The organism is Allobaculum sp. JKK-2023, assembly GCF_034745455.1.
GTDB lineage: Bacteria > Bacillota_I > Bacilli_A > Erysipelotrichales > Erysipelotrichaceae > Allobaculum.
Genome location: NZ_JAYERV010000003.1, coordinates 3,185,702 through 3,209,364 on the forward strand (window position 1 = coordinate 3,185,702; position 23,663 = coordinate 3,209,364).

A 23,663-nucleotide genomic window follows, 5' to 3' on the forward strand; every position below is an offset into this window, starting at 1 on the left:
AGAAAACAGGAGAAAGGACCCTGAAAAGATACTGGACAGTTGCGATGAATGAAAGATACAAAAAAAACAGAAATCCGTACCTGACTGGATCACGGATTCAGTCAGGCAGAAAGAGTGGATCAGGCACTCGGAAAGGAAACGCGATGGAACTCAGGACACCCCTTGGCAACCGGGATATCCTGGCTGGCGATATGCGCAAGCGCAAAGAGCTGGCCAGCCGGATTTCACAGGTCTTCGACCGTTTTGGTTTTGAAGAAGTCCAGACCCCGGCCCTTGAATACTATCAGACCTACAATCAGGCATTTGCCAATCTGCAGGATCGAACCATGCTCAAGCTGATTGATGAAAATCAGGACATTCTTACGCTGCGAATGGATATGACGGTCCCAATTGCACGCCTGGCCGCGACGTCTTTGCAAAACGCCCAGCTGCCGCTTCGGCTTTCATATCTCAGTGATGTCTGGAAATTTCGTAAGGCCTTTACTGGCCGTTGTGCCCAGACAACTGACTGCGGGATTGAACTGATCGGAAGCGACCAGGATGCAGAAGTCGTTGTCTGTGCGCTCGAAGCCTTAAAAGCCTGTGAGCTGCAGACCTGCCGGCTTGAATTTTCCGATGCAAGACTGCTGGAAAATGCAGCGGCTAAAGTCTTTGCAAACCCCGCGGACATCCGTACCCTGGCGGATCTGACGGACCGTAAATCCATGGTTGAACTCGGTCAGTTTCTCGACCGGTTCGATCTGCCTTTAAACGTTCGGGAGTACTTCATTCAGCTGCCCTTGTTAGATGGAGGACTGGATGTGCTGGAAAAAGCCAGACAACTGGCTTTTGATGAGGAAACAAGACAGGTTCTTGATTCCCTCAGAAAACTTGGAGAATTTTTAACTGAGCTGGGCTATGGCGACAATATTGGCTTCGATTTAGGAAAACTCCCTCACCTCAATTATTATTCCTCCCTGATTTTTGAAGCCTATGTTCCAGGCGCAAGCGGCCCCGTACTTTCGGGCGGCCGCTATGACAACCTGATGGCCTGCTTTGGCCGGGATCTTCCGGCTGTCGGCTTTGCGTTCAAAATTGACCCGCTTGCAGACCTGTTTGAGATGGAAGACAACCGGACGCTGACGATCATCCGTTATCCGTCTTCGCTGGCCATCAGTGCCTTTGAACTGGCCAGAGCCAAAAGAATGGAAGGGTCAGTCAGACTGGTCTGTGATGAGACCATCGACGAGCTGATTCTTGAAGAGGAGGAACGACCATGAGTTTACGGATTGCCTTAACCAAGGGCAGACTGGAAGAGAAAACGCTGACCATGCTGGAAACGGCCGGCTATGGAACCGAAAAGGTGCGCAATAAGGGACGCGCTCTTGTTTTAGCGGATACCGTGCATGATCTTGATTATGTCCTTGTAAAATCCAATGACTGCATCACCTATGTCGATCATGGGGCAGCGGATCTGGGTGTGGTGGGCAAGGATACTTTGATGGAAAACGAAGAAGCCTCCAATTACTATGAAATGCTCGATCTGAAAACGGGCAAATGCTGTTTTATTGTCGCGGCTCTGCCTGAAGCCAACCTCTTTTCCAAAAAAGGCCGGATCCGCATCGGAACCAAATACCCACATGTGGCTAAAGCTTATTTTCTGTCCCGAAACATGGATGTTGAAATCATCAAGATTGATGGTTCGGTAGAACTTTCGCCACTGATCGGGCTGGTCGATGGCATCGTGGACATTATGGAAACTGGCAGCACTTTGCGTGCGAATGGTTTACAGGTGCTTGATACCGTAGCCGAAATTTCAGCCCGCGTAATTGTCAATAAAGCCAGCTGGAAACTGAAAAAAGAAGAAATTACCCAGGTCCTTTCGGATCTGAAAAAGGCGGTGGATGAGAATGCTTAAATCCTTACATAAAGAAAACCAGAAAGAACTGGCCAGCTATCTGGCGGGTCGGGCTTATGAGATTTCACCGGGAACATTGATGACGGCTTCCAATATTATTGAAGATGTGCGCAGACGCCAGGACGAAGCGCTCAAAGACTATACGGAAAAATTTGACTCGATCCGACTGAAGACTTTACGCGTACCGACAGAAGAAATCGAAGCCCAGGCAGCCAAAGTGGATCCTGCTTTTCGGGCTGCTCTGGAAGAAGCAGCAGAGAATATCCGCTATTTCCATGAAGCCCAGATCCAGCATGGATATGAGCTCCAGAAAGAAGATGGGATCTACTTAGGGCAGCGGGTTCTGCCTTTGGCTTCTGTAGGAATTTATGTTCCAGGTGGAAGAGCTCTTTATCCCTCTTCGGTTTTGATGAATGCCATTCCCGCGAAGATTGCGGGGGTTAAACGGATTGTCATGGTGACTCCGCCCGCAAAAGAAGGCGGCCTGTCTCCAAAACTGGCTGCCGCAGCCCAGGTGACTGGTGTCGATGAAATCTATACCGTCGGCGGTGCCCAGGCAATTGCTGCGCTGGCTTACGGAACGGAAAGTATTGCTCCCGTTGATAAAATTGTCGGCCCTGGCAACGTGTTTGTTGCCGCCGCCAAGAAAATGGTCTTTGGCAAAGTTGATATCGATATGATTGCCGGGCCGAGTGAAATTCTTGTCATTGCGGATGGCACGGCGAATCCAAGACAGGTTGCGGCAGATCTGCTCAGCCAGGCCGAACATGATCCAATGGCTTCCTCCATTCTGGTTTCGACCAGTGCGAAACTGATTGATGCCGTCAACAAGGAACTGCGCAAGCAGACGGATGCGCTGCCGAAAAAAGAAATCATTGAACAATCTCTGGCTGCTTATGGAACGAGCGTTTTGGTGGATACCTTGGAAGAAGCCATTGAAATTTCCAACGAAATCGCTCCGGAACACCTGGAACTTCAGATCGAAAACCCAAAAGCCTATCTGCCGCTGGTCACAAACGCCGGTTCGGTATTTCTTGGGTATACCACCTGTGAAAGCATTGGCGACTACTTTGGGGGAACCAACCACGTGCTGCCAACCAGTCAGACGGCTAAGTTCTCCAGTGCTCTTTCTGTCGACGCGTTCATCAAAAAGTCATCCTATCTTTACTACACACCACAAGCCCTGGCCAAGCATGGTCACAAGATTATTCGCATGGCCCAAGAGGAAGATCTTGAAGGGCATGCCAATGCGATCCGGGTGCGCCTGGAAGATGATCCTGGTATCTCTGGGGAGGAAGGCCAATGAGTTTATATACCGCCCACAGCCAGCAGGGCCTGTTACTCAATGCCAACGAAAACGCCAACGCCCCATGCCCGGAAGTGCTTGAGGAGTTTTATGAAGCCGTAAAAGAAGGAGCCCTCAACCGCTATCCTGAAGACAGTGCCCATCTGTTAAAACAGCGCTATGCCAGCCTGTACAACCTGGATCCCGCCGGAATTATTGTGGGAAACGGATCCGATATGACTTTACAGATCATGATCAATACCTTATGCCGCGATGGGAAAAAACTGGTGACTCTGGATCCGGATTTTGGCATGTACCACTTCTATACGGCGGCTATGCAGTCAGAAATCCTTCCCTTTACGACTGACTGGAATGGTGATTTTGATCTGGATGCTTTCATTGAAACCATCCAGACATCCAACACGGGTCTGGTGCTGTTCTCCAATCCGAACAACCCGACTGGTCATTTGTTAAGCCGGGATAAAATTCTCAGACTGGCCAAAGCCATTGATCCGATTGTTCTGGCCGTGGATGAAGCCTATATGGATTTTTCTGATCAGTCCATTCTGGGTGTCGTGCAGGATCTTGACAATGTGATCGTCACTCGCACACTGTCCAAATCGTGGGGTCTGGCCGGCATCCGAGTCGGTTTTCTGATCACCAATCCAGCTCTCGCAAACAGGCTGGCCGAGTGGAAAGTCGTTTATTCTGTTTCGACTCTGGATCAGCTGGCTGCTCTGGCGGGGCTGAATCATCCTGAACACAACGAAAACTATATTGAGCTGGTTCGCAAAGAGGCGGTGCGCATTGAAAAACGGCTGGACCAGATAGAAGGGCTGGAACATGGTCCCCTGCATGCCAATTTCTATGCCCTGACCACGGGCAGTCCTGAGCAGAACCAGAAAATCGAAGCGGCTCTTCAGGCCAGAAAGATTGCCGTCCGCACATGGCCTGATCATTCCCGTATCCGGATCACGATCGCCCTTCCTGAACACAATGACCAGGTGCTGGACGTTCTGGAAACCGTGATGCCAGCTTTCTAGTGTTCTGGAGTTCAAGTCCTGGTCTGGATTTGAAGGCTACAAGGGTACGAAGAGTATCAAATACCTGTTGGATCGTATCCGAAATTGATTTGATTTGAAATCAATACTGCTTGTGAGTGTCAGAAACAGATCGTGATTTCCCCTGTCATTGCTGACGATAAGCCCGGAAAGGGAGAAACTTCCAGTCATGCTCTTTAAATAATATCTCTCTAAATAATATAATAATATCTCTCTAAATAGTATATAGAAAGAAAATGGAAGCGATTCATCGGCCAGGCTGCTCAGATTTTTTACTCGTCCAACCAGAAAAAGGATCAGAAAATGGTGAGAAAAGAGTGGGGAAATAACAGTGAAGTCCGAAAAACAAGCAGAAAAGGAAAGTCTAAACGGTCAAAAAAATTGAAGAATGAATTCGAAAATTAAGGATTGTAAGATCCGAAGATCAGGAAAATAAAGAAAGGAGACCCTTATGCGTTCTGCCCAAGCAATACGGAATACCAAAGAAACGCAGATTGCCATGGAACTGAATCTTGATGGCACCGGCCAGGCCCGCATTCAGACGCCCATTGGCTTTTTCAATCATATGCTGGAGTTATTCGCCTTCCATTCCGGAATGGATCTGTTTCTGGAAGCGGATGGGGATGTAGATGTCGACGACCATCATCTGGTCGAAGATACCGGAATTTTATTGGGAACATTAGTCGGCCAGGCTCTTGGTGATAAGCGCGGCATCTGTCGATATGGAAACTGTCGGCTGCCGATGGACGAAAGCCTTGCCCAGATTGATCTGGATTTTTCCGGCCGACCGTATCTGGTCTTTGAAGGGGAATTCCATCGCGATGCAATTAAGGATTTTTCAACTGAAATGGTCGAAGAATTCCTGCGGGCGTTTGCGTTCAACGCGCGGATGACCCTGCATGTTCGTTTTATTGGGAAAAATGATCATCATCAGATCGAAGCCATTTTTAAGGGACTGGCCAGAGCAATGAAAGAGGCTGTATTTGTCGAGTCAGACAGGCTGCCTTCGACCAAAGGAGTGCTGGAATGATCGGAATTATTGATTATGGAATGGGAAATCTGCATTCAGTTGCTTCGGCTTGTGCGTATCTGGGTCTGCCGGCTTTGATTTCCTGTGATCCGGATGAACTGAAAACTTGTGACAAACTGATTCTGCCTGGTGTTGGTGCATTCGGGGATATGGAAAAAATTCTGCGCGAAAGCGGACTGGATCAATGGATTGTCAAGCAGGTCACTGAAGAACAAACACCACTTTTAGGCATCTGTCTTGGCATGCAGGCTTTGTTTGAAAAGTCTTACGAGTTTGGAGAATACGATGGCCTTGGTTTTATGGAAGGCCAGGTGATTGCCATGGAACCTGTTTGTTTCCATGAACAGAACAAAGAACAGATCCTGCCGGTGCCGCAGATTGGCTGGAACCGTCTTCATATTTCAACGGATTTCCCCCTGTATGAAGCGATTAAGGAGGATCCATATGTGTACTTTGATCATTCCTATTATGCCACCAGATGGAACCCGGCTGATCTTGCGGCGTATGCCCAATATGGACCATATGTGGTACCGGCAGTCGTGATTCATCACAATGTGATGGGCTGTCAGTTCCATCCTGAAAAATCCGGTACAACCGGTCTGAAAATCCTTGAGTGGTTTGGAAGGGAGTTTATGCGATGATCCTGCTTCCCGCAATTGATATTCTTGGCGGTCAACCTGTACGCCTGCGTCAGGGTGACTACAACCAGGCAAGCCAGGTGGCAGCTTCGGTTTTAGAAACGGCTCGCAGCTTTGAACAGGATGGAGCCGAGTTTATTCATCTGGTTGACCTGGATGGAGCCAGGGCTGGTCATCCGGTCAATGAAGAACTGATTCTTGAAATTGCAAACACGGTTTCGATTCCAATCGAAATCGGCGGCGGAATCCGTACAGAAGAACAGGCCCGACGCTACCTGGATGGCGGCGTCCACCGGATTATTTTATCCACCGCAGCCCTTGCCTGTCCGAAGCTTGTTGAAACACTTTGTAAAGCCTATCCGGGCCGGATCGCGGCTGGGCTTGACTGTAAAGACAACCGCGTAAAAGTCGCTGGCTGGCTGGAAGATGGCGGTGTCGAAATTGAAGAAGCCATCGCCCGTATGGAAAAACTGGGGGTCGCGACCATTATCATTACCGATATTTCCAAAGACGGCATGTTAACCGGTCCGGCCTTTGATCTGTACCAACGACTGGCTCCACTGACCAACTGTGATCTGATCGCTTCTGGCGGTATTGCTTCCCTTGACGATCTCAGAAAACTGAAAGCAGATGGCGCAGTCGCGGGGGCCATTACAGGCAAAGCCATTTATGCAGGCAATATTGACCTGAAAGAGGCGATTGAAGCAACCCGTGATTCAGATTCTGATCTTGAATGCTTTGCGACAGACTTGGCTGCTCAGAAAATCGACAAGGAGGGCAGTGCATGTTAACCAAACGAATTATTCCCTGCCTGGATGTGCGCGATGGCAAGGTCGTCAAAGGCGTTCATTTTGTTGGGATTCAGGAAGTTGGCGATCCGGTTGAACTGGCGAAAAAATACAATGACCAGCGCGCTGATGAACTTGTCTTTCTGGATATTACAGCGACCTGGCAGGGCCGCAAGACGATGGTCGATGTTGTACGCAAAGTGGCCGAACAGGTCTTTATTCCGTTAACCGTAGGCGGCGGCATTTCCTCAATTGAACAAATCCGGGATCTGCTCAGCAATGGCGCGGATAAAATTTCGCTCAACTCGGCTGCTCTCGATCATCCAGAACTGATTGAACAGGCAGCCAGAGCTTATGGTAGCTCTTGTGTGGTTCTGGCCATTGATGCCAAAAAGATGCCCGATGGCACATGGCATTGTTTTAAAGCTGGCGGGCGGATGGATACGGGGAAAGATGCCATTGAATGGGCCAAGGAGGGCACCAGACTGGGAGCAGGGGAGATTTTGCTGACGAGTATGGATGCCGATGGCACCAAGCAGGGTTTTGATCTGGAACTTTGTAAAGCCATCAAAAAGGAAGTACACGTCCCGGTCATTGCTTCGGGCGGTTGTGGAAAACTGGAAGATTTTGCTCAGGTTTTTGAAGAAGATGCAGCAGATGCGGCTTTAGCGGCTTCGCTTTTCCATTACGATGAACTAAGCGTAATGGATGTCAAAGAAGACTTAAAACGGAAAGGAATCGAAGTACGATGATTGCGGTGGATTTTGAAAAAGGCGGTGGTTTGGTTCCGGTGATTGTTCAGGATGCTGAAGATGGAACCGTGTTGATGCTTGCCTATATGAACCAGGACGCCCTCGAGAAAACCCTGGCCACTGGTCTTGCGACATTCTGGAGCCGAAGCCGCAATGCACTGTGGACCAAGGGTGAAACCTCGGGCAATTACCAGCATGTCCAGTCGATTGCGATCGACTGCGACGAGGATACGTTATTACTGAAAGTCAAAGGCGATGGCCCGGCCTGCCATACCGGCAATCGGACATGCTTTTATCGAGCATTGGAGGAAGAATAGACATGAGCGAAGAGACAAAAAATGCCCAGACACCCCAAAAAGCACCTGTGGCTCCAGCAGCCGAAAAAGAAGATGCACTGAAAGAAGTTCTGGATCAGATGGATGAGCGGGAAATGTTTAAAGTTTTGTATAACACCGTACTGGAACGACAGCTCCATCCAGAAGAAGGATCGTATACTTCCTATCTGTTTGATAAAGGTGAAGGCAAGATTCTTAAAAAAGTCGGTGAAGAATGCACCGAAGTCATCATTGCTTCTTTGAGTCAGAGTAAAGACGAACTGGTCGGTGAAATCTCCGATCTGCTTTACCATCTTATGGTCCTGATGGCGGCTAAAGGAGTTTCGCTGGAGGATGTGGAACAGGAACTGGCAAGACGCCATCAGAAAGAACATAACCTGAAAGCCGAGCGCCGCCCGATCACGCAGTATTAACTATATTTTCAAGTCAGAATGTGTATCTCTTTTTAATTCAAAATGAATACCGCCAGCCTGTCAGAGACTTCTGCAGGCTGGCGGTATATTTTTATGTACGATCGTATTTAAAAAGAAAGCGCCTTCTGCCTATTCAGGGCGTTTTTAAATTGATAATTTTATGTGAAGTGGTTAGCTGCTGAAGCCTGAAATTTTTCCTGAAATCAAACAAATTTTTTGAAAATAATGATAGATATCGTACTGTGCTAAGAAATAACATTGATGAGAATATGTGAGCACCATTTTATGGCTCAATAAATTTCCATAGACCTCTCGCCTTTTTGTCCACTTTCTTGCAAAATAGTCATCACGAACGAATTTTTGAGTTTTTAGACAATAACGATGCCGGATTAAGATTTGAACAGCGTCTCGATTTGTTTAAAAAATATCCAGGAAAAGCCGCGATTCAGAATTCTGTCAGGGGTGCGGCGTGTCTGAGAACAAACACTTTTTAGAAAGCGAGGATTCTTAAATGAATTTCAAAAATAACGTTATGATGAAAAAAGCATTTGGTGCAGCAGCTGCCGCAACAATGATTTTCTCTACAGTTGCAGCTCCAGTATTTGCCAACGAAACAGTAATCGTTGCTCAGGACAACGCTGCAAACGATTTAAATAACTCTGTAAGTTTTTCTGGAATGGCCAGATTAAATGGGATGGACAAAGTCAACACTGCTTCTTTGACTCATGAATTCCGTATTTCCGAAACTGTAGTCATGGATCTGAAAGAGTTCAAAGCTGCTCTGAAAGCTGAAATCGCAAAAGACGGCAAAAATGATCTGACACTGAGTGGTCTTGATGTAAACCTGAACCGTACAAAAGTCACAACGGTTCTCACGCTGCCAGAAGGGATCAAGTTTGATGCAAAAGTGGCTCGTGAAAACAGCATCGTTGTCGCTGGATCTAACGCTGAACTTGAAAGCATTTCCTTAGTGAATGGTGCCGTAGAATGCACAATGAATTACAATGTTCAGGCTCTGCTTGAAGACGCTGCTAAAGACGAAAAAGCATCTCTCGTCACTCTGATTGATGAACTGCCAGATGCAGTTGACTTCAACATCGACCTGGCTGGTCTTGCTTTTGACACCACAAAAGTAAAAGCTGGCGATAAAGTAGACTTCAACCTGTCTGCGATGTCCGACTTCGACTTCTCTGCAAAAATCAAAGATTCTACAGATGGTTACATCGTAAACACAACTGTTCGTACTGAAGCAAAACTGAACGGTGTAAACGTTGAAGTCTCTGATGCAGTCACAATGTTCCGCCTGTACAACCCTAACTCCGGTGAACATTTCTACACGGCTGACTCGAATGAAAGAGCACAGCTGATCGTAAAAGGCTGGAACAACGAAAATATCGGCTGGTATGCTCCAGAAACATCCGATAAGCCCGTTTACCGTCTCTACAACGAAAATGCTGGTGACCATCACTACACCATGAACGGCGAAGAAAAAGACGCTCTGGTAAACCTGGGCTGGAAATACGAAGGCATCGGCTGGTACTCCGCTGATGAAGAAACTGGAAAACCACTGTTCCGCGCTTACAACCCAAATGCTAAAGCTGGTTCCCACAACTACACTCTCGACAAGACTGAACAGGATCACCTGGTAAGCCTTGGCTGGGAAGATGAAGGAATCGCCTGGTACGCTGTTAAGTAGTCAGACCAGTCACTGATTCTCAATTCAATCGAAATACTGTTAACAAGATCTGAAGACACTCTTCGGATCTTTTTTTGTTGTCTGCCAAAGAAGGAAAGTCAACGGTCAAAAGTAATGGTCAAAAGCAGCTGGGCATTCAAGGAAAAACAGGGCTTTGTCGCAGCCGGGATTTAACAGTTGGATAAATAAGGCGATTTTAAAATAATAAGGGCTAAATGATTGAAATTCCGTTATCGGCTCATCCTCCATTTTTCACCTGTCCACTATTCTTTGCACATCCGTCGTCACCAACATGTCCTTTGTTATCAAGCTAGGCGAATACGCCATGGCTTGCCATGGGGATGAAAGCCCTCTGAAAGATGCTTTTGAGATTCAATAATGGATAAGATGCGACCGACAAAAGCGCTAAAAGCAATTTTTGTCTGTTATATATGAACGTTTACGCCTGAAATCAACATTTTAGAGTTTGTTATGATCATTAATTGCGAACGTTTTTAGTCAACCTGACCATGAAAGGGACATTTGTCAGGCCCATCTGGATAAATAAAATAAATGCGTTTTCGGTCTTTTTATTGCGCATTTTTTGCGTCTGATGTACAATAAATATAGAAATAGAAAGCGCGTAGGTCTGCCAGTATTTTGGAGTTACCAGACATACTTTGTACAGAATGATCAAAACTGATAACCTGCCTTATCATCTTTCTATTGGCGGCCATTATATGTTTGATTCTGAAGAGCTGGATGTCTATCTTGGGAAGACTCCAGAAAAGTCGCAAAGAACCGCCATTGGTTATTGCCGTGTTTCTACAAAGAAAAGAATGGCGGACCTGGAAAGGCAGGCAGATGTTGTTGAGATCTATATGCAGAAGCAGGGCTGGCAATACCAGATTATTGAGGATATTGGATCTGGAATGAATTACAAAAAGCCAGGTCTGCTTAAACTGATAGATCTGCTTATAAACAGAAAAGTCAGCCACATTGTCATTACCCACAAAGACCGCCTGCTGCGTTTCGGCTTTGAACTGGTTGAATATCTTGCCAAAAAGATGGAGACAGAAATTGTAATCATCAATCAGGGAGAAGAACGAAACAGCGCCCAGGAACTCACAGACGACCTGATTGCCATCATTACTGTTTTTTCTGGCCGCTTATATCTTATATGGTTCACGTAGCAACAAGAATAAGGAAATAATTGAAGAAACCAGGAAACTGCCGAAGGAGGACAACGAAGGTGAGTCGATCGAAAAAAACAATTCAGATGGTGTCCGTCCGACTGGACAAAAACCAGAGCAGACAGGCAGATAACTTATTTCTCGCCTGGAGAGAAACCTATAACCTTCTTGCTCCTTTTGGCTGTTCCATTGAGTTGATGGGAAAGTCCTGGAAAAAGTGCCGGGACCAAATCCGCGCTGAAAAACGACAGCTTCTTAAAGATACGACCAATCACGTAGCTAAATTGACGGGTATTTCTTTTCCAAAGGGAATGCTTCCTTCATGGCTCTGGACATGTGCTATGCAGTCTATCATCACAAACCGTAAATCCATGGAGGAAGAGATCATCCGCCGTATCAAGGATGAACTCTATACGAAGTACAAGATGAATGCCCAGGAAGCCTCAGTTGTATTTTATGTGGTCAAGACGCCTTCGCTGTTTAAACCAATCATTCGAAATCATCGGTTTGAGCCTCTGGAGATTTCCAATAAAGATATCGCTGGCCGCCTGAAAAAATGCGATCCTGTCAGAATCCACCGGCTTCTCACTCATGCGGCAAGAAGGTATCGACAGTACCATAAACCAGTTCATACCAACAAAGGCAGCTGGATGAGAATTGACAAAAACGGTTATACAATCCGTCATGAAGAGAATACAACAATCATTCAGCTGATGGGGTTAGGAAACCAGGAGCCATTTGAAGTCAAACTCCGGGGGATTTTCTATACATCCAAAAAAGAAAAGACCAGAGGCAACCTTACTGTGCTCTATGACCGTGAAAAAAACCGTCTGGTCTTCCAGAGACTTGTCGAAGTAAGAAACCATCCTTCCAAGTCAGAGAAGAACGTTGGCGTAGATGCTGGAATTACTTCTTTGCTCAGCACTTCCAATAATATTTTGTCTGCTGAACTTAAAAAGAAGAAAACTGAAGATAAAAAACAGGCGTTGCGCAAAAACAAGAGCAAGGCGGCTGAAACTTTAGACCAAAGAACTTACAAAGAATGCTTTTATCCTGCTTCTGATTTTCTGAGTGCGCGAGGAGTTCAGAGAAACCGGATGCGGGATCGAAGAAAAAATCTTTTAAAGCAGGCTGACCAGGAGAAGTTTGCCTCTAAAAAGCCAGATCTTTCCCCTCAGGAAAAGAAAGCCTGCGAAGAACGAACATACTCGCTTTTGCGCAAGGCAGAAAGGATCAGAAAGAACAATACCCGTGGTAGAAAGTCCTTTGCCCGCCAGTCCAGAAAGATCCAGGCCCATCTGGAATGCCTGATCAACGAAGAAATCGCTTTGGTCCTGAAGACAGACCAGAATATCGGTCATATTGTAATGGAAGATCTGGATATCCGAGGGGCGGCCAGCAAGTATAAGCGAATGAACCGCCTGCTTTCGGAATGGATGTATGGCGTGCTGCAGGAGAGAATCGAATACAAAGCCGGCCTGAAGGAGATCGGAGTCTCGTATGTCAATCAGGCCTACAGTTCCCAGTACTGCCACATCTGCGGAGCAAAAGTTACCCGCGACAAATCAGCTCATGAAAAGGCGTTTTGTCCTGTACACAAAGAAATGAACGCCGATACCAATGCGGCGTCCAATCTTGTATGGATTTACGAGAATCATCCGGAAATCACCAAATGGACTCCCCGAGAGAGCATTAAGAAGCTTTATGAAGAGAGAATCGAGCAGTTAAAGAATCAGCAGGCAACAAAACAAGAAACAAAACAAGAAGTAAAACAAGAAACAAAACAAGTAACCAGTCAAGTAACACCATAACTCCCTAACTAACTAACCAAGTAAACAAATGAATAGACAGCCATAATGACTGTCCGAGCTTTCATCAAGCCCGGCCGGAGCTGTTTTGTGAAATCTTCGGGTTTCTTAAAACTCAGGCCTGTACCGCGCCGGACGGGCTTTGAGGGGGACCAATTCTGCGAGATTGGGGTATGCCCCTTAAAATTACAAGCTGTACTTTCCCCGGAAAGTGCGGTGCGTAAAGCGGGACTTAGATAAGATTGAAGATTCAGAGTGGAGTCCAAAAGACAAGGCTTTGGATCACCATTCAATTTAACCCTTCGACCGCCGGCTAATGCCGAACACTGTTCGCAGACAGGGATGAGTACATTTTATCCTTCCGAGGACAAATTCTACTCATTTATTGAAGGGTAGGTAAGAGGACTCGCCGTTTAGCCCACTTTGGCTTTCAGATTCAGGATCGTCTGTGATCAATCATGACAAGACAATCCGGCAAAGTCTGGCTGCCACTCGTTCTTTGCCCAGGCTGCCGGTTCTTAGAAACCTGAAAGAAAATCTACAAAAAATCTTTATAAAACCTTAGATCAAATCCATCACGGATCCGATTAAAATGAAACCAGTGATGAAACGAGTGATGGACAAAGAGAGAGTAAAAACAGGTTTGATTGAATGCAGCAGGAAAATATAAATCATAAATTCTGCTTTTTAAGGGTATCTGAGATGACAGGAATCATTGGATCCTGAACAATGATCTCGAAAAAGACCAGAACGGATTTTAACAGTTCAGAAGACAGAATACCGAATCAAACCAAAATCGACAAAAAATCGACATTTATCCCACGAATTTGGAAATCTAGTGGCCATATCTATTTGAAAAAGGATATAAACAAATCATATAGATCGATAGAAAAACACAAATAGGGATGGAATTCTGTCGCATGAATCTTCTTGGGACGATGGAAAGTGTCCGGATCGATCTGGCCATTTTGCAGCTTTGGGCAGACGCTTTTATCCAGAATCATTTCGAAAAAGCAAAGCAGTCCTGAGCAGTGCGGTGCAGACAGAGAGACAATTCTTCAAAAAAGACAGAGTGAAGTCTATGAGCGAAGATGTCTGTTCGGATTCTGTCACGTTCAACGGATTTTAAATCATTAAACCGGAATAGAAAAGGAGGGCTTTATGAAACAGAGTATTTTCAATCTGGTTTGCTGGTGGGGATTTGGCATGTTGGCTGCCCTCTTGCTTCCCGCAAACGCGCTGTATTATTCCACTGTCAGTGTTGCTTTACTCGTTACATCCGTTCTGATAATGTTCACGCTTCATCAGCACACGACACTCATCTATCTGAGCGCCTTCTTTGCCGGCGGCGTGATTTCGTGCCTGCTCATGGGCCGTGGTGAACTGGAGTTGATTGCCTTCATGTTGATTGTCTGCTTATGTTATCCGGGTGTCTATATTCTTTGCAAACCGGGTCTGAAAAAGGCGGCTTTACGTTCAGTGATTCTGCTTGTGTGGATTCTGTTTATTCTCACTCTGCCAAAACCTATGGTTCCTGGCATGCTGGCGAGCAGTTTTCTGACAATGGCGGCCATGCAGCTGGCTGCCTATCGCATCAATCCATTCCAGCTGTCCATGTGGAAAGACTATTTCCACCAGAAACAGGAGGCTGCCCGCCAGCGGGCTCATCATCATCAGATTGAGCGCCAGATGGCCCAGAAACTCAACGACCTTTCCCGAAAACTCTCGGAAGGTTCTGTTTCGTCCTATCGCAAAAATGTATCCGCCTGAGCAATCAGGCGGTTTTTGTTTGAAAAACCACTCTGCAAATTATCATTTTGAGCCCTCAAGGCTTTCAAAAAAAGTATGGATATCAATAAAAGTTCCTGAACAAAAGCTGTAATTTCTTGTTGTTTTTAATCCATCAAGTCTGCTATACATTCCAGGCGTCGGGCATTTGATGGTTGTATAGCATTGTTTGCTGTTCATAAATTTCAACTAAATGATCGTTTTGTTTCGTTTCCTTATAGTGATAGATCAGAAGGTGAAGGGTGAGCAGAGCCATTGCCCAGTTTGCAGTCCGGTAGCAAATAGAAAACATTTTCGCTTTTTCCTTCTCAATTCGATCTTCTCTATTTCTGATGACTGCTTTAATCAGGATATAAAATGCTTCATCATCTTCGCTAAGAGTGCAGTCCTTATACGATTTGATCGATTTCAGGCATCCTTTGTAATCTTTGAGTCGAAGCAGGCTGTAGGGTTCAAGAATAAAATTACCAGGGTGTCTGGAATTAAATTCTGATTTATGGTCATGAATAAACTGAAGCGCTCTGTCAAAATGTCCTGCCAGCATTTCCATCATGATTTTATTTGACACAGCCAAAGAATAGAAGCCGTGATCCTGAAAAGTATTCTTGTGCAAAATGACTTTATCAACAATACTTATAGCCTTTTCATATTGGCCCATCAGACAAAGATAGACTGCTTTATTGTTGTAAGTACTGACTATGCGTAAATAATTTGCATCATGGATAAAACAGTTCTGAGCCTGGTTAACAAGATCAAGTGATTGCTGAAACGATACATATTCCGAAACTGCGCAGGCGAGATTCTGTTTGATGACCCCTTCCAACTGCGGCCATTTTTTTCCATCCATTTCCCTAAGAGCCCTTTCAAATAGCTCGACAGCCTGGTTGTTTTTTCCTTGCCTTCGATCCATATATCCTTTGTTAAACAGCAGAAATGCTCTGACATCCGGAGAGAAATAAGAAGCAAAGTTCTTTGAATCGTTGAGCTGTTCTTCCTCTTCTTTGTCTATTGACTTTCGATAATAAAAATAAGTTTCAAAGACAGTCAAATAGAGGCAAGCAAATGAATTTAATAGTTGTATTCGATTATCTTCTACCCATTTTTCGATCTCATTTTCCTGGCTAAAGTTGCAGTAAATAAACGATAAAGCTAATTCATCCAATTTATTTGAGGCTGTCTCAACAAGCTCCAGATCAAAATTGAATTGTGGATAAAATCGTTTTGTAAAGTTCAGAAAGACATCTTCCTTCATTCTTCTTTTACCATTCTCCATCTCAGAAAGATTCCCTTTGGATATATTTAGACACATCGCAGCTTGCTCAATTGTCAAATTGCTGCTCAGACGTAATCTTTTTTCAATCAAGCCCAGCTTTTTAGGTTCGATTTCAATATTGATTTTGTTCTCAAACATCTTGCTCATTTTTTATATTGTCCCCTTTAAATTAATATGCAAACATTAAAGCATCAATTGCGAGAGGAAAAAAGACGATGAAATATTTAATCCTTATAAAACCTATACTTATCATCCTGCTATCAGCCGCAGTGCTCATTCCACCTAAATATTGTCCAATCCATAAAACTGTTGATTTCTGTTATAAAGAGCAAATAGATAAAAACGGTGGGCTTGGTCAATCTGACCATTAAAATGAAAAGCCGTATGAAGAGGGGAAAACATGTATAAGTGTGATCGACTACTATTTTACAGGAACCACTCGAATCAATTATGAATGCATTAACCCATTCTTTAAATGATTCGAGAGTACAAGCAACCGTCACGACAACACACTATAGACTTTAACGAGGTGAATTTTATGAAAAATTACTAACAGGTTTTATGACTGCGTTACTCACTTTAGGATCGGCTTCTCCGATTTATGGCTTAGAAATTCCCGACCACCAAGAAGTGAGTATTCCCTTTGATACCGACAAAATGCTTTCTGTAAAATTTACAGAGAAGGAGTTTATCGATTCACTTACCGATCAAGGGTTTGAAGTAAAAAAGTCCAACTGTCGACAGCGGAAAAAAACTGCTTATGAAAAGCGCTTTTCTGAAAATAAATCCGTCCCTTAGAAAGCAGTGCAAGCAACAAGATTTGTTATTCAAATTCCTGTACGAAGTGGGCCAGCAGCTCCTAGTACAGCATTTTTGAAGTTTCAATGAATAACTGAAAATGGGTAGTACAGCGTTTTTGAAGTTTCGATGAATAACTGAAAACGGGCAGTCACCATAAATATCCTAAAAGTTGGGTATTATCAACTTAAAAAGCATCTTCGATATTCACCGATAAATAGAAAACCCTGTACTAGGTTAGCAGAATGCTTTTGTTATTTCGAATGAAAATATGGTCCAAATAGCAAGTTTATAGTTTGAATAGGAGAAAATTTATATGGAGTATTTACGTCTGCTTTTCTACAGGAATCCCTAATCGTTTATAAATGTCTACTTTGTTTTATAAATGATTAGGGAGCTAATTACTCTGACAGACTGGCAAAAGTTCTTTGATTAGTTTGACTAAAAATGTTTGTGATTTGTAAACAAAGTATTACTTAAAGTGTTGACTGTAGATTTTACGAAAACAAATAAATATTTACATTATCGTACGCTTTTGTCAGTCACATCCTACCCTGTAACTTTTAAATTATTGCCCATAAGGATAATAGTACTTAGAAAGGGATTTTAAAAATGAAAAAAGTATTAAGCACACTGTTGTCAAGCTCTGTTATTATCTCTCTACTTAGCGGAGCATGCAGCGTACCGGTATTGGCACAAGATACCTACCAACCAATCTCAACAATTTCGGCATCTGGAGAAAAGAAAGTTGTCTATGATGAAGAAAAGAAAACATATTATTTTCAGAATGTCACTTTAGATGAATATCTAGAGGCATGCTCGAAAAATAATAATGGAACAGAGATTGTTACTAAGATGCCGGATTCTCTTGAGAGAGCAAATACCTTCGTTCAAAATATCGTTGCCAGAACTAGTGTTCCAGGCCCAGATTTTTCCCAAATTTCTCTTGCATGTGCAGTTAATATGAACTGTCAATATGTAAATTACAACGGAACCCTATACGTTCAATTTGTATCTATCATCGGGAATACGATGTCAACAAACGTTGAGAATGGATATTATACTTTCACATCTACGCCTTCTCTAACCGCTCGAATTAATAATGGTGGAGCAACATTCTCAGCTGTAGGAAGTGTTCAACTTGAAAATACAGTTAATATCAACCTTGGTGGCTCTATCCACACGAGTTGGTTTACTATTAGTGGATCTGTATCGGGGGCTTGCCGCTGCCGCAGTAGACTCATGTCAGTTAATTTTCAATATAATCTACCATTAATCAATGTGGTAATGTAGATAGGGTACCAGTGAAACAAACAATAACTTTTCCTATTGTCATGTGTGGTGTCCTGACCATGGTGGGATGCCATTCTTCTGACAGTCAGCTTTCCTTTACATCTACAAGCAACAATCTTTATACCTACTACTATGGTCAGAATCTCAATGATCTATTTACGGGTGAGGATGCGACATTGCTGTATAGCGTGGCAGACGATTTTAATGGACCTATGCCAGTCGTTGAAATTGAGTTCAATGAAAATCTCTACAACCACACTCAAACCGTGCCCGTTAGTGTGACCAGTGGCTCTGATTCAATTGCTCGGACAATCCAACTGATTATTCTGGACCAATACCCACCTGAAATCACGGTAACGCTGCCTGAAAAGCCAGATAAGTATGATCAGATAACTGATATCATCCAAGTTCAAGACCAAGTCGACTGGACTGGTGCTATATATGAAATTCCGTTTATTGCCCAATTTAATGCGAGTACGATCAATTATGACCAGCCTGGCTGGTATGCCTATACAACGGTCAACCATAATCAAGTCATTTTTCCATTTAACGAGCTATTAGATCGAGATTCGAAAGTTGAAATTATTGCCTGGGATGGCCATGGCAATTTCAGCCGGAAAACTGTAGAAATCCCTCAATTACCGGAATAGTTAATTGGTATTCAAATTGCTTATACAGAATCGATTTATCAATAACTGCCAGGAGTGCCTTTTATAAGGAAGGCTCCTGGCTGTTATCCATTAGTAAAAACTCAATTTCTTCTTTCTGGAACTCAGAAATCTGACGATAGTGAACATTTAAGTCATATTTCGTTGATACAGAGTCGTCAAACTGTTTTCATGCGAGGATCCATTAACTGAACAACTCCTTGGTCAGAAATTCAATATGAACGTCTATCAGATGAATCCATACGTCAGTCCAAGCTATTCTTATGTTGCGAATATTGTTGATGGGCTATAGATACATCATCTGCTTTTATTTGTCCTGTCTTTCCTTTTCGTTAAGATAAACTGAATTTTTTGTTTCGCCTTATTGTAAAAACCTATCCGCCTGAGTCATCAGGCGGTTTTTTAATGGGGCAGCTCTCACAGAAATAGGCGGTAGGGGCACTTTCAATTCAAAAGGACTAACAAAACCGCAATCTTGCAAGGAAAAGGAGAGTTTTAATTTTCATCTCGTTATCCTTTATAATGGAAAAGATGGTGTTGGAAGCTGTAAATCAGGCTGAAACATGAGCATTCTGTTTTCAGGGGCCGCCTGGATCCAGATAGATGCCGTTCTTATTTCCAGAGCGGGTGACGTCTGCGATCTTTGAAGAAGCACCAGTGCAAAGTGGATTCAACCCTCTGAATTCTCATTGAAAAGCCAGAAAGAAGAATCTGAATCAAGCGGCCAATGGATTTGCAGTTTCAGGTTTCACACAGAAAACACCTTTAAAGAAGCAGGATTCTGTTCAACTTTCGAACTGGATTCTGGCTTTTTGATCTCGAAAAACAGAAAAGGAGACATGCATATGGAACATACCATTCTAGTTGCTGAAGACGACTCGGGTCTGCGCGAGGCGATCAGCATTTATCTGAAATCGCAGGGGTATAAAACCCTGCTGGCTGAAAATGGCAAGGTGGGTCTGGATTTATTGCGCAAGACCCCAGATGTCCATCTGGCTATTGTCGATTTGATGATGCCAGTGATGGATGGCTTGACGATGATTCAGGAAATCCGCAAGACCAATGACTTCCCAATCATTATTCTTTCTGCCCGCAGTGAAGAAGTGGACAAGATTAATGGTCTGACAATGGGAGCAGATGACTATCTGACCAAGCCGTTCTCATCGATGGAATTATTAGCCCGCGTAAACGCAGCTTTACGTCGATATGAGCAGTTTCTGGAAATGAAATCATCGAGCGGACCGAAAAAATCTGAAGTCCTGGTCAATCGTGGACTGGAACTCAACTCCGTGACCAAAGAAGTCAAAGTCGAAGGAAAACCCGTTCATCTGACTCCAAAAGAATTCATGATTCTCGAACTGCTCATGCGAAATCCTGGCAGAGTGTTCTCTGCTGCCGAAATCTATGAAGCCATCTGGAAAGAAGATGCGATTTCAACCGAAACCATTACGGTTCATATCCGGAAACTACGCGAGAAGATCGAAGAAAATCCAAAAAAGCCAGTCTACTTGCAGGTTGTCTGGGGCCTTGGCTATAAACTGCGCAAGGAAACTGATCAATGAAGCTGAAAAAGAAAATTCCTGTCTTTTCGATTCTGCTTACAACCGTCATCCTGGTCCTGTCCATTCTGGCCACGCAGATTTCTTCGCGGATTTATGTATCAACCAATGCCCAGAAGATCATGCTGGTGAATAACTTTGCAGATCAGCTGGCGGATAACGCCATCTATCGGGCCCGCAGCCTGGATCCGGAAGCCAACTGGCTGATTTTGCAGGATGATCCACCCCAGTCAGTCCGCTCGTATATTGAAACGAATCTGTCGAGTCTGATTCATCTTAATGGGGATCAGATGTCCAAAGACTCGAATCTGGCCTGGATTATCACTTACAAGGGCAAGCAGTATAAGCACAACTGGAAAGATGCCTATGATCAGGATCCTGCAGCTTTGGATTATACGATTCGATCAGAGAATGGAAAAATTACATACCAGGGAACAAACGTCCCTTCGAACACGTTTTCCCGGGTATTGTCCTTACAGGTCAATCCTTCTGTTGTACCGGAAGACAGACTGACCAGTCAGGGAACGGAATATAAATATTCGCTGACTCTGCCTGGCGATTTTTCGATTCGGTATTATATCCCGGCAGAAATAAAATCCAATGGCGGTTTGATTGCCAGTACAGCAGCAGATCTTGATCATCGCAACCTTTTCTTTTCGATCCTTGGCGGATCGGGCGTGATTTTCCTGCTGATTCTGGTTGTCCGCTGGCGGATTGAAAAAGACGCCTGGATGCTTTCACACTTCCGTAAGCTGCAGGCTCTATTTGCCTGGCTGACTTTATTTTTGGTTGGATGGGGATGTGGAATTGCGGTTGCAGCCACATGCGAGGCGAATGCGAGCGGAACACTGGCTTTGATGTTCAAATCCTTTGGCATGAGTACTCAGCAGGCTTCTGTTACGTCTTTTGGCTGTGCGCTGTTGCTTTGGGCTGTTCTTTTTGAGGTTATCAGTCTTGGCTGCCTGTATATAAAGTCGATCATTTCCGAAGGTTTTATCCGCTATCTCAGTGAAGATACGCTTACTTCAGAGTTGATCCGCAAAGGACAGGCTGAAGTTTCGGAAGCTTTTCAGTCTGAAAAGGGGTCCAGAAGTGGTCTGCATCTGGCTTTAACCGCTTTGATTTTCTGCAGTATCGTCGCCCTGGTGATGGCCATTGCGGCTCGCATCAGCATGGTCTGGCTGCTGATTGCCTTTATGGTGGCCCTGGTTGTGTCCTTCCTTTTTATCATGGGCGTCTATCATACGATGTCGAACAGCTATACCCAGGTTGAAGAAGCAGCTTCGCAGCTTGCTCAGGGTAACTTTAATGACTTGGAAGAAAAGACGATCGGCTACTATCAGACCTTATATGATCTGATGGTTGATGCAGCCAAATCCAGCAGAGAAGCGGTGAAAGAAGGTCTGGCCAGCCAGATCTCCAAAACCCAGCTGATCAGTAATGTCTCTCATGACTTAAAAACGCCGGTGGCCGGCATTCAGTCTTATTCAGAGCTGATTACCATGACCGACAACATGGACGATATTCATGAGTACGCTAAGCGGCTTTCCAATTACGCGATGCGCTTGAATGATTTGATTACCGACTTGTTTGATATTGCCAAGGCGACAAGCGGCGATATCAAGCTTGAACCCATTGATCTTGATTTAAGTGAGCTGGTCATGCAGGTGGCAGCGGAATGGGATGATCAGTTCCAGCAGAAAAACCTGCAGATGGTTTTCGATCTGGAAAAAGAAGCCATTCTGCATCTTGATCCAGGAAAGACCGTCCGGGTTATCGAAAATCTGCTCTCGAATATTTACAAATATTCACTGCCCAATACACGTGTCTTCATTGAGCTGCATGCCCGGGATGGCTTGTATCAGCTGGTATTGAAGAATACCTCCAGCGCGGAGATGAACTTTAATCCGGATCAGATCGTCGAACGATTTGTACGCGGGGATGCCAGCCGCCATGAAAAGGGAAGCGGCCTGGGGCTGGCGATTGTTAAAAGCTTTGTGGAAATTCAGCAGGGAACATTCGAAGTCAAAACGGACGGTGACCTGTTCAAAGCCTGCATCAGCTTCGCCATTCCTCCAGTACCGGTTGTTCCGATCCCTGCAGAGGAACCCAAGCCAAAACCAGTGCCCATTTCTTCAGATGCGGATGGATCCACTCTGGCTTCAAAACCGGCTTCTGATTATTCAGAAAAGAAAGAACTTGCTCACTCTTCAACCTCATCTTCAATTGACAGTCTTTATGAGCCGTCTTCTTCCAGATTGGCTGCCTATAAAGAGACACCGACCACAGCTTTGAACAGTTCAGTGAATTCGGAAAGCCAGCCGGTAAGCAAAATGGTCAGTGCACAAGCCAGCATCAGTTCAACTGGTTCAGTTTTACCCGCTCAGAGTGTAAAGCCTGAGACTGTCAGGCCAGATTCAGCAGCTTGTTCTTCAGCTCAGCCTGAAATCGGTGGTGTACAGGAATCAAAAGCTGGAATCAGTGAGATGGAAGTGGTAAATCCGATCTCGACCAGTCCAGTCGATCCGATTTTACAGGCAGCAGCCGCCTCGCTGCAGGCTTCGAATGCGGCCGGGCAGAACCAGTCTGCTTTGGCTGAAGCTGAAAGTCGGATGCCGGTGGTTCACCCAGAAGATCTGCCAGGGCCGGTAGATTTTACCGATTCTTCTTCATCACTGAGTTCTTCCACTCAAGAAGAACTGCAAAGACGAAGTGGATCGAAAGAATCGACAGTTCCAGGGGATTCGGCTTCTTTACAGTCTTCTGCCCAGACCAAACCGGAAATTCCATCTCAATCCCTACCAGCTTTCTTAACATCAACGATGGATGAAACAACGGAACTGATCATTGACGAGACACCGGCTCTGCCGGCAGAAGCTTTGGTGGAGTCTGCTCTTGATGAAGAACCGGAAGAAGAACCATTGACCACCTCGTTTGCGCTGCCGCAAAACCAGCCAAAAAATGAAAAGAATGAGCGCAAAGATTCTGATCCAAAGAATGAAGAGACAACCTCTGAAGTCGTTGACTGCCAGATGGCTGCTTCTTCGAAACCCGTTGATGATCCTTTGATGGCTATTGAACTGGAAACCGATCCAATTAAGAAGGCTTCAATGATTTCCGCCCTGAGCGCTTATAAAGATCTGAGTGAAAACAGTCAGAAAATTGTTGCCCAGACGATCGGCCAGGCGATTTCAGAGATGAACGAGGCCCATCCAACCAGGGGATTGGAGCGCAGAACGGACAGATCAGATTTGAATCAGGAAACTGCGGATCATCCGGATGTGCATAAAATGGATAATGATAAAGCCAATTTGGATAATCAAGAATAGAATGATTAAGAATAAATCGTTATGGTTTTTTTCTTATTTGGATGATCCTTAGATAATCGAAAAAGTAGAAGCACAACTTT

The 23,663-nt window shown here is 44.7% G+C and carries 20 protein-coding genes and 1 pseudogene; 20 read left to right on the forward strand and 1 reads right to left on the reverse strand.

Annotation, left to right across the window (positions count from 1 at the left end; genetic code table 11):
* Positions 1–143 precede the first annotated feature (143 nt).
* From U4956_RS12840 to U4956_RS12905, 14 genes and pseudogenes are all read left to right on the forward strand, one after another.
* A complete protein-coding gene (locus U4956_RS12840; protein ID WP_323091084.1) occupies positions 144–1,259 on the forward strand; it encodes an ATP phosphoribosyltransferase regulatory subunit in 1,116 nt (371 codons plus the stop codon).
* Positions 1,256–1,897 carry an ATP phosphoribosyltransferase gene (gene hisG / locus U4956_RS12845; RefSeq protein WP_323091085.1) on the forward strand — a complete coding sequence of 214 codons (642 nt, stop codon included), beginning with the start codon at positions 1,256–1,258 and terminating at the stop codon, positions 1,895–1,897. Before U4956_RS12840 ends, hisG begins: the two co-directional genes overlap by 4 nt.
* A complete protein-coding gene (gene hisD, locus U4956_RS12850) occupies positions 1,890–3,203 on the forward strand; it encodes a histidinol dehydrogenase (RefSeq protein WP_323091086.1) in 1,314 nt (437 codons plus the stop codon). The genes hisG and hisD overlap by 8 nt, the downstream gene beginning before the upstream one ends.
* A complete protein-coding gene (locus tag U4956_RS12855; protein WP_323091087.1) occupies positions 3,200–4,225 on the forward strand; it encodes a pyridoxal phosphate-dependent aminotransferase in 1,026 nt (341 codons plus the stop codon). Before hisD ends, U4956_RS12855 begins: the two co-directional genes overlap by 4 nt.
* Before the next feature lie 469 nt (positions 4,226–4,694).
* On the forward strand, positions 4,695–5,273 hold the full coding sequence (gene hisB / locus U4956_RS12860) for an imidazoleglycerol-phosphate dehydratase HisB (RefSeq protein WP_323091088.1): 579 nt from the start codon (positions 4,695–4,697) through the stop codon (positions 5,271–5,273).
* A complete protein-coding gene (gene hisH / locus U4956_RS12865; RefSeq protein ID WP_323091089.1) occupies positions 5,270–5,914 on the forward strand; it encodes an imidazole glycerol phosphate synthase subunit HisH in 645 nt (214 codons plus the stop codon). The genes hisB and hisH overlap by 4 nt, the downstream gene beginning before the upstream one ends.
* Positions 5,911–6,702 (forward strand): 1-(5-phosphoribosyl)-5-[(5-phosphoribosylamino)methylideneamino]imidazole-4-carboxamide isomerase, encoded by a 792-nt coding sequence (hisA, locus tag U4956_RS12870; RefSeq protein ID WP_323091090.1) that lies wholly within the window; start codon positions 5,911–5,913, stop codon positions 6,700–6,702. The genes hisH and hisA overlap by 4 nt, the downstream gene beginning before the upstream one ends.
* Entirely contained in the window at positions 6,696–7,451 is a 756-nt protein-coding gene (gene hisF / locus U4956_RS12875; protein WP_323091091.1) for an imidazole glycerol phosphate synthase subunit HisF, read from the forward strand. The genes hisA and hisF overlap by 7 nt, the downstream gene beginning before the upstream one ends.
* Complete coding sequence (gene hisI, locus U4956_RS12880; protein WP_323091092.1) at positions 7,448–7,768, forward strand: phosphoribosyl-AMP cyclohydrolase; 321 nt, start codon at positions 7,448–7,450, stop codon at positions 7,766–7,768. The genes hisF and hisI overlap by 4 nt, the downstream gene beginning before the upstream one ends.
* Positions 7,769–7,770: 2 nt before the next feature.
* Positions 7,771–8,199 carry a phosphoribosyl-ATP diphosphatase gene (gene hisE / locus U4956_RS12885; protein ID WP_323091093.1) on the forward strand — a complete coding sequence of 143 codons (429 nt, stop codon included), beginning with the start codon at positions 7,771–7,773 and terminating at the stop codon, positions 8,197–8,199.
* A gap of 511 nt (positions 8,200–8,710) precedes the next feature.
* On the forward strand, positions 8,711–9,895 hold the full coding sequence (locus U4956_RS12890) for a hypothetical protein (protein ID WP_323091094.1): 1,185 nt from the start codon (positions 8,711–8,713) through the stop codon (positions 9,893–9,895).
* Between the two features lie 659 nt (positions 9,896–10,554).
* Positions 10,555–11,104: pseudogene (locus U4956_RS12895) on the forward strand (IS607 family transposase); the annotation flags it as partial.
* Between the two features lie 22 nt (positions 11,105–11,126).
* Positions 11,127–12,878 carry a zinc ribbon domain-containing protein gene (locus U4956_RS12900; protein WP_323091095.1) on the forward strand — a complete coding sequence of 584 codons (1,752 nt, stop codon included), beginning with the start codon at positions 11,127–11,129 and terminating at the stop codon, positions 12,876–12,878.
* A 1,158-nt stretch (positions 12,879–14,036) separates the two neighbouring features.
* On the forward strand, positions 14,037–14,645 hold the full coding sequence (locus tag U4956_RS12905) for a hypothetical protein (RefSeq protein ID WP_323091096.1): 609 nt from the start codon (positions 14,037–14,039) through the stop codon (positions 14,643–14,645).
* 142 nt (positions 14,646–14,787) lie between these two features.
* Here the strand turns inward: U4956_RS12905 and U4956_RS12910 are convergent, their stop codons facing one another.
* A complete protein-coding gene (locus U4956_RS12910) occupies positions 14,788–16,083 on the reverse strand; it encodes a helix-turn-helix transcriptional regulator (protein ID WP_323091097.1) in 1,296 nt (431 codons plus the stop codon).
* Between the two features lie 68 nt (positions 16,084–16,151).
* Here U4956_RS12910 and U4956_RS12915 point away from each other — a divergent pair, with 68 nt between their 5' ends.
* The 6 genes from U4956_RS12915 to U4956_RS12940 all read left to right on the forward strand — a co-directional run bounded on the left by U4956_RS12915 (position 16,152) and on the right by U4956_RS12940 (position 23,583).
* Positions 16,152–16,307 carry a hypothetical protein gene (locus U4956_RS12915; protein WP_323091098.1) on the forward strand — a complete coding sequence of 52 codons (156 nt, stop codon included), beginning with the start codon at positions 16,152–16,154 and terminating at the stop codon, positions 16,305–16,307.
* Positions 16,308–16,497: 190 nt separating this feature from the next.
* Positions 16,498–16,734 (forward strand): hypothetical protein, encoded by a 237-nt coding sequence (locus tag U4956_RS12920; RefSeq protein ID WP_323091099.1) that lies wholly within the window; start codon positions 16,498–16,500, stop codon positions 16,732–16,734.
* A 612-nt stretch (positions 16,735–17,346) separates the two neighbouring features.
* Positions 17,347–18,027 carry a hypothetical protein gene (locus U4956_RS12925; protein WP_323091100.1) on the forward strand — a complete coding sequence of 227 codons (681 nt, stop codon included), beginning with the start codon at positions 17,347–17,349 and terminating at the stop codon, positions 18,025–18,027.
* Positions 18,028–18,086: 59 nt separating this feature from the next.
* A complete protein-coding gene (locus tag U4956_RS12930) occupies positions 18,087–18,677 on the forward strand; it encodes a hypothetical protein (RefSeq protein WP_323091101.1) in 591 nt (196 codons plus the stop codon).
* A gap of 863 nt (positions 18,678–19,540) precedes the next feature.
* Complete coding sequence (locus U4956_RS12935; RefSeq protein ID WP_323091102.1) at positions 19,541–20,257, forward strand: response regulator transcription factor; 717 nt, start codon at positions 19,541–19,543, stop codon at positions 20,255–20,257.
* Complete coding sequence (locus tag U4956_RS12940; RefSeq protein ID WP_323091103.1) at positions 20,254–23,583, forward strand: HAMP domain-containing sensor histidine kinase; 3,330 nt, start codon at positions 20,254–20,256, stop codon at positions 23,581–23,583. Before U4956_RS12935 ends, U4956_RS12940 begins: the two co-directional genes overlap by 4 nt.
* The last annotated feature ends 80 nt before the right edge of the window (positions 23,584–23,663 follow it).

Excerpts from the sequence above, each read along its gene's own strand:
- hisF (WP_323091091.1), top strand. The coding sequence starts at position 6,696 with ATGTTAACCAAACGAATTATTCCCTGCCTGGATGTGCGCGATGGCAAG.
- U4956_RS12910 (WP_323091097.1), bottom strand. The coding sequence starts at position 16,083 with ATGAGCAAGATGTTTGAGAACAAAATCAATATTGAAATCGAACCTAAA.
- U4956_RS12930 (WP_323091101.1), top strand. The coding sequence starts at position 18,087 with ATGGTGGGATGCCATTCTTCTGACAGTCAGCTTTCCTTTACATCTACA.
- U4956_RS12935 (WP_323091102.1), top strand. The coding sequence starts at position 19,541 with ATGGAACATACCATTCTAGTTGCTGAAGACGACTCGGGTCTGCGCGAG.
- U4956_RS12925 (WP_323091100.1), top strand. The coding sequence starts at position 17,347 with ATGAAAAAAGTATTAAGCACACTGTTGTCAAGCTCTGTTATTATCTCT.
- hisA (WP_323091090.1), top strand. The coding sequence starts at position 5,911 with ATGATCCTGCTTCCCGCAATTGATATTCTTGGCGGTCAACCTGTACGC.
- U4956_RS12890 (WP_323091094.1), top strand. The coding sequence starts at position 8,711 with ATGAATTTCAAAAATAACGTTATGATGAAAAAAGCATTTGGTGCAGCA.
- hisG (WP_323091085.1), top strand. The coding sequence starts at position 1,256 with ATGAGTTTACGGATTGCCTTAACCAAGGGCAGACTGGAAGAGAAAACG.
- U4956_RS12855 (WP_323091087.1), top strand. The coding sequence starts at position 3,200 with ATGAGTTTATATACCGCCCACAGCCAGCAGGGCCTGTTACTCAATGCC.
- U4956_RS12905 (WP_323091096.1), top strand. The coding sequence starts at position 14,037 with ATGAAACAGAGTATTTTCAATCTGGTTTGCTGGTGGGGATTTGGCATG.
- U4956_RS12920 (WP_323091099.1), top strand. The coding sequence starts at position 16,498 with ATGACTGCGTTACTCACTTTAGGATCGGCTTCTCCGATTTATGGCTTA.
- hisE (WP_323091093.1), top strand. The coding sequence starts at position 7,771 with ATGAGCGAAGAGACAAAAAATGCCCAGACACCCCAAAAAGCACCTGTG.
- hisI (WP_323091092.1), top strand. The coding sequence starts at position 7,448 with ATGATTGCGGTGGATTTTGAAAAAGGCGGTGGTTTGGTTCCGGTGATT.
- U4956_RS12840 (WP_323091084.1), top strand. The coding sequence starts at position 144 with ATGGAACTCAGGACACCCCTTGGCAACCGGGATATCCTGGCTGGCGAT.
- hisH (WP_323091089.1), top strand. The coding sequence starts at position 5,270 with ATGATCGGAATTATTGATTATGGAATGGGAAATCTGCATTCAGTTGCT.
- hisD (WP_323091086.1), top strand. The coding sequence starts at position 1,890 with ATGCTTAAATCCTTACATAAAGAAAACCAGAAAGAACTGGCCAGCTAT.
- U4956_RS12915 (WP_323091098.1), top strand. The coding sequence starts at position 16,152 with ATGAAATATTTAATCCTTATAAAACCTATACTTATCATCCTGCTATCA.
- hisB (WP_323091088.1), top strand. The coding sequence starts at position 4,695 with ATGCGTTCTGCCCAAGCAATACGGAATACCAAAGAAACGCAGATTGCC.
- U4956_RS12940 (WP_323091103.1), top strand. The coding sequence starts at position 20,254 with ATGAAGCTGAAAAAGAAAATTCCTGTCTTTTCGATTCTGCTTACAACC.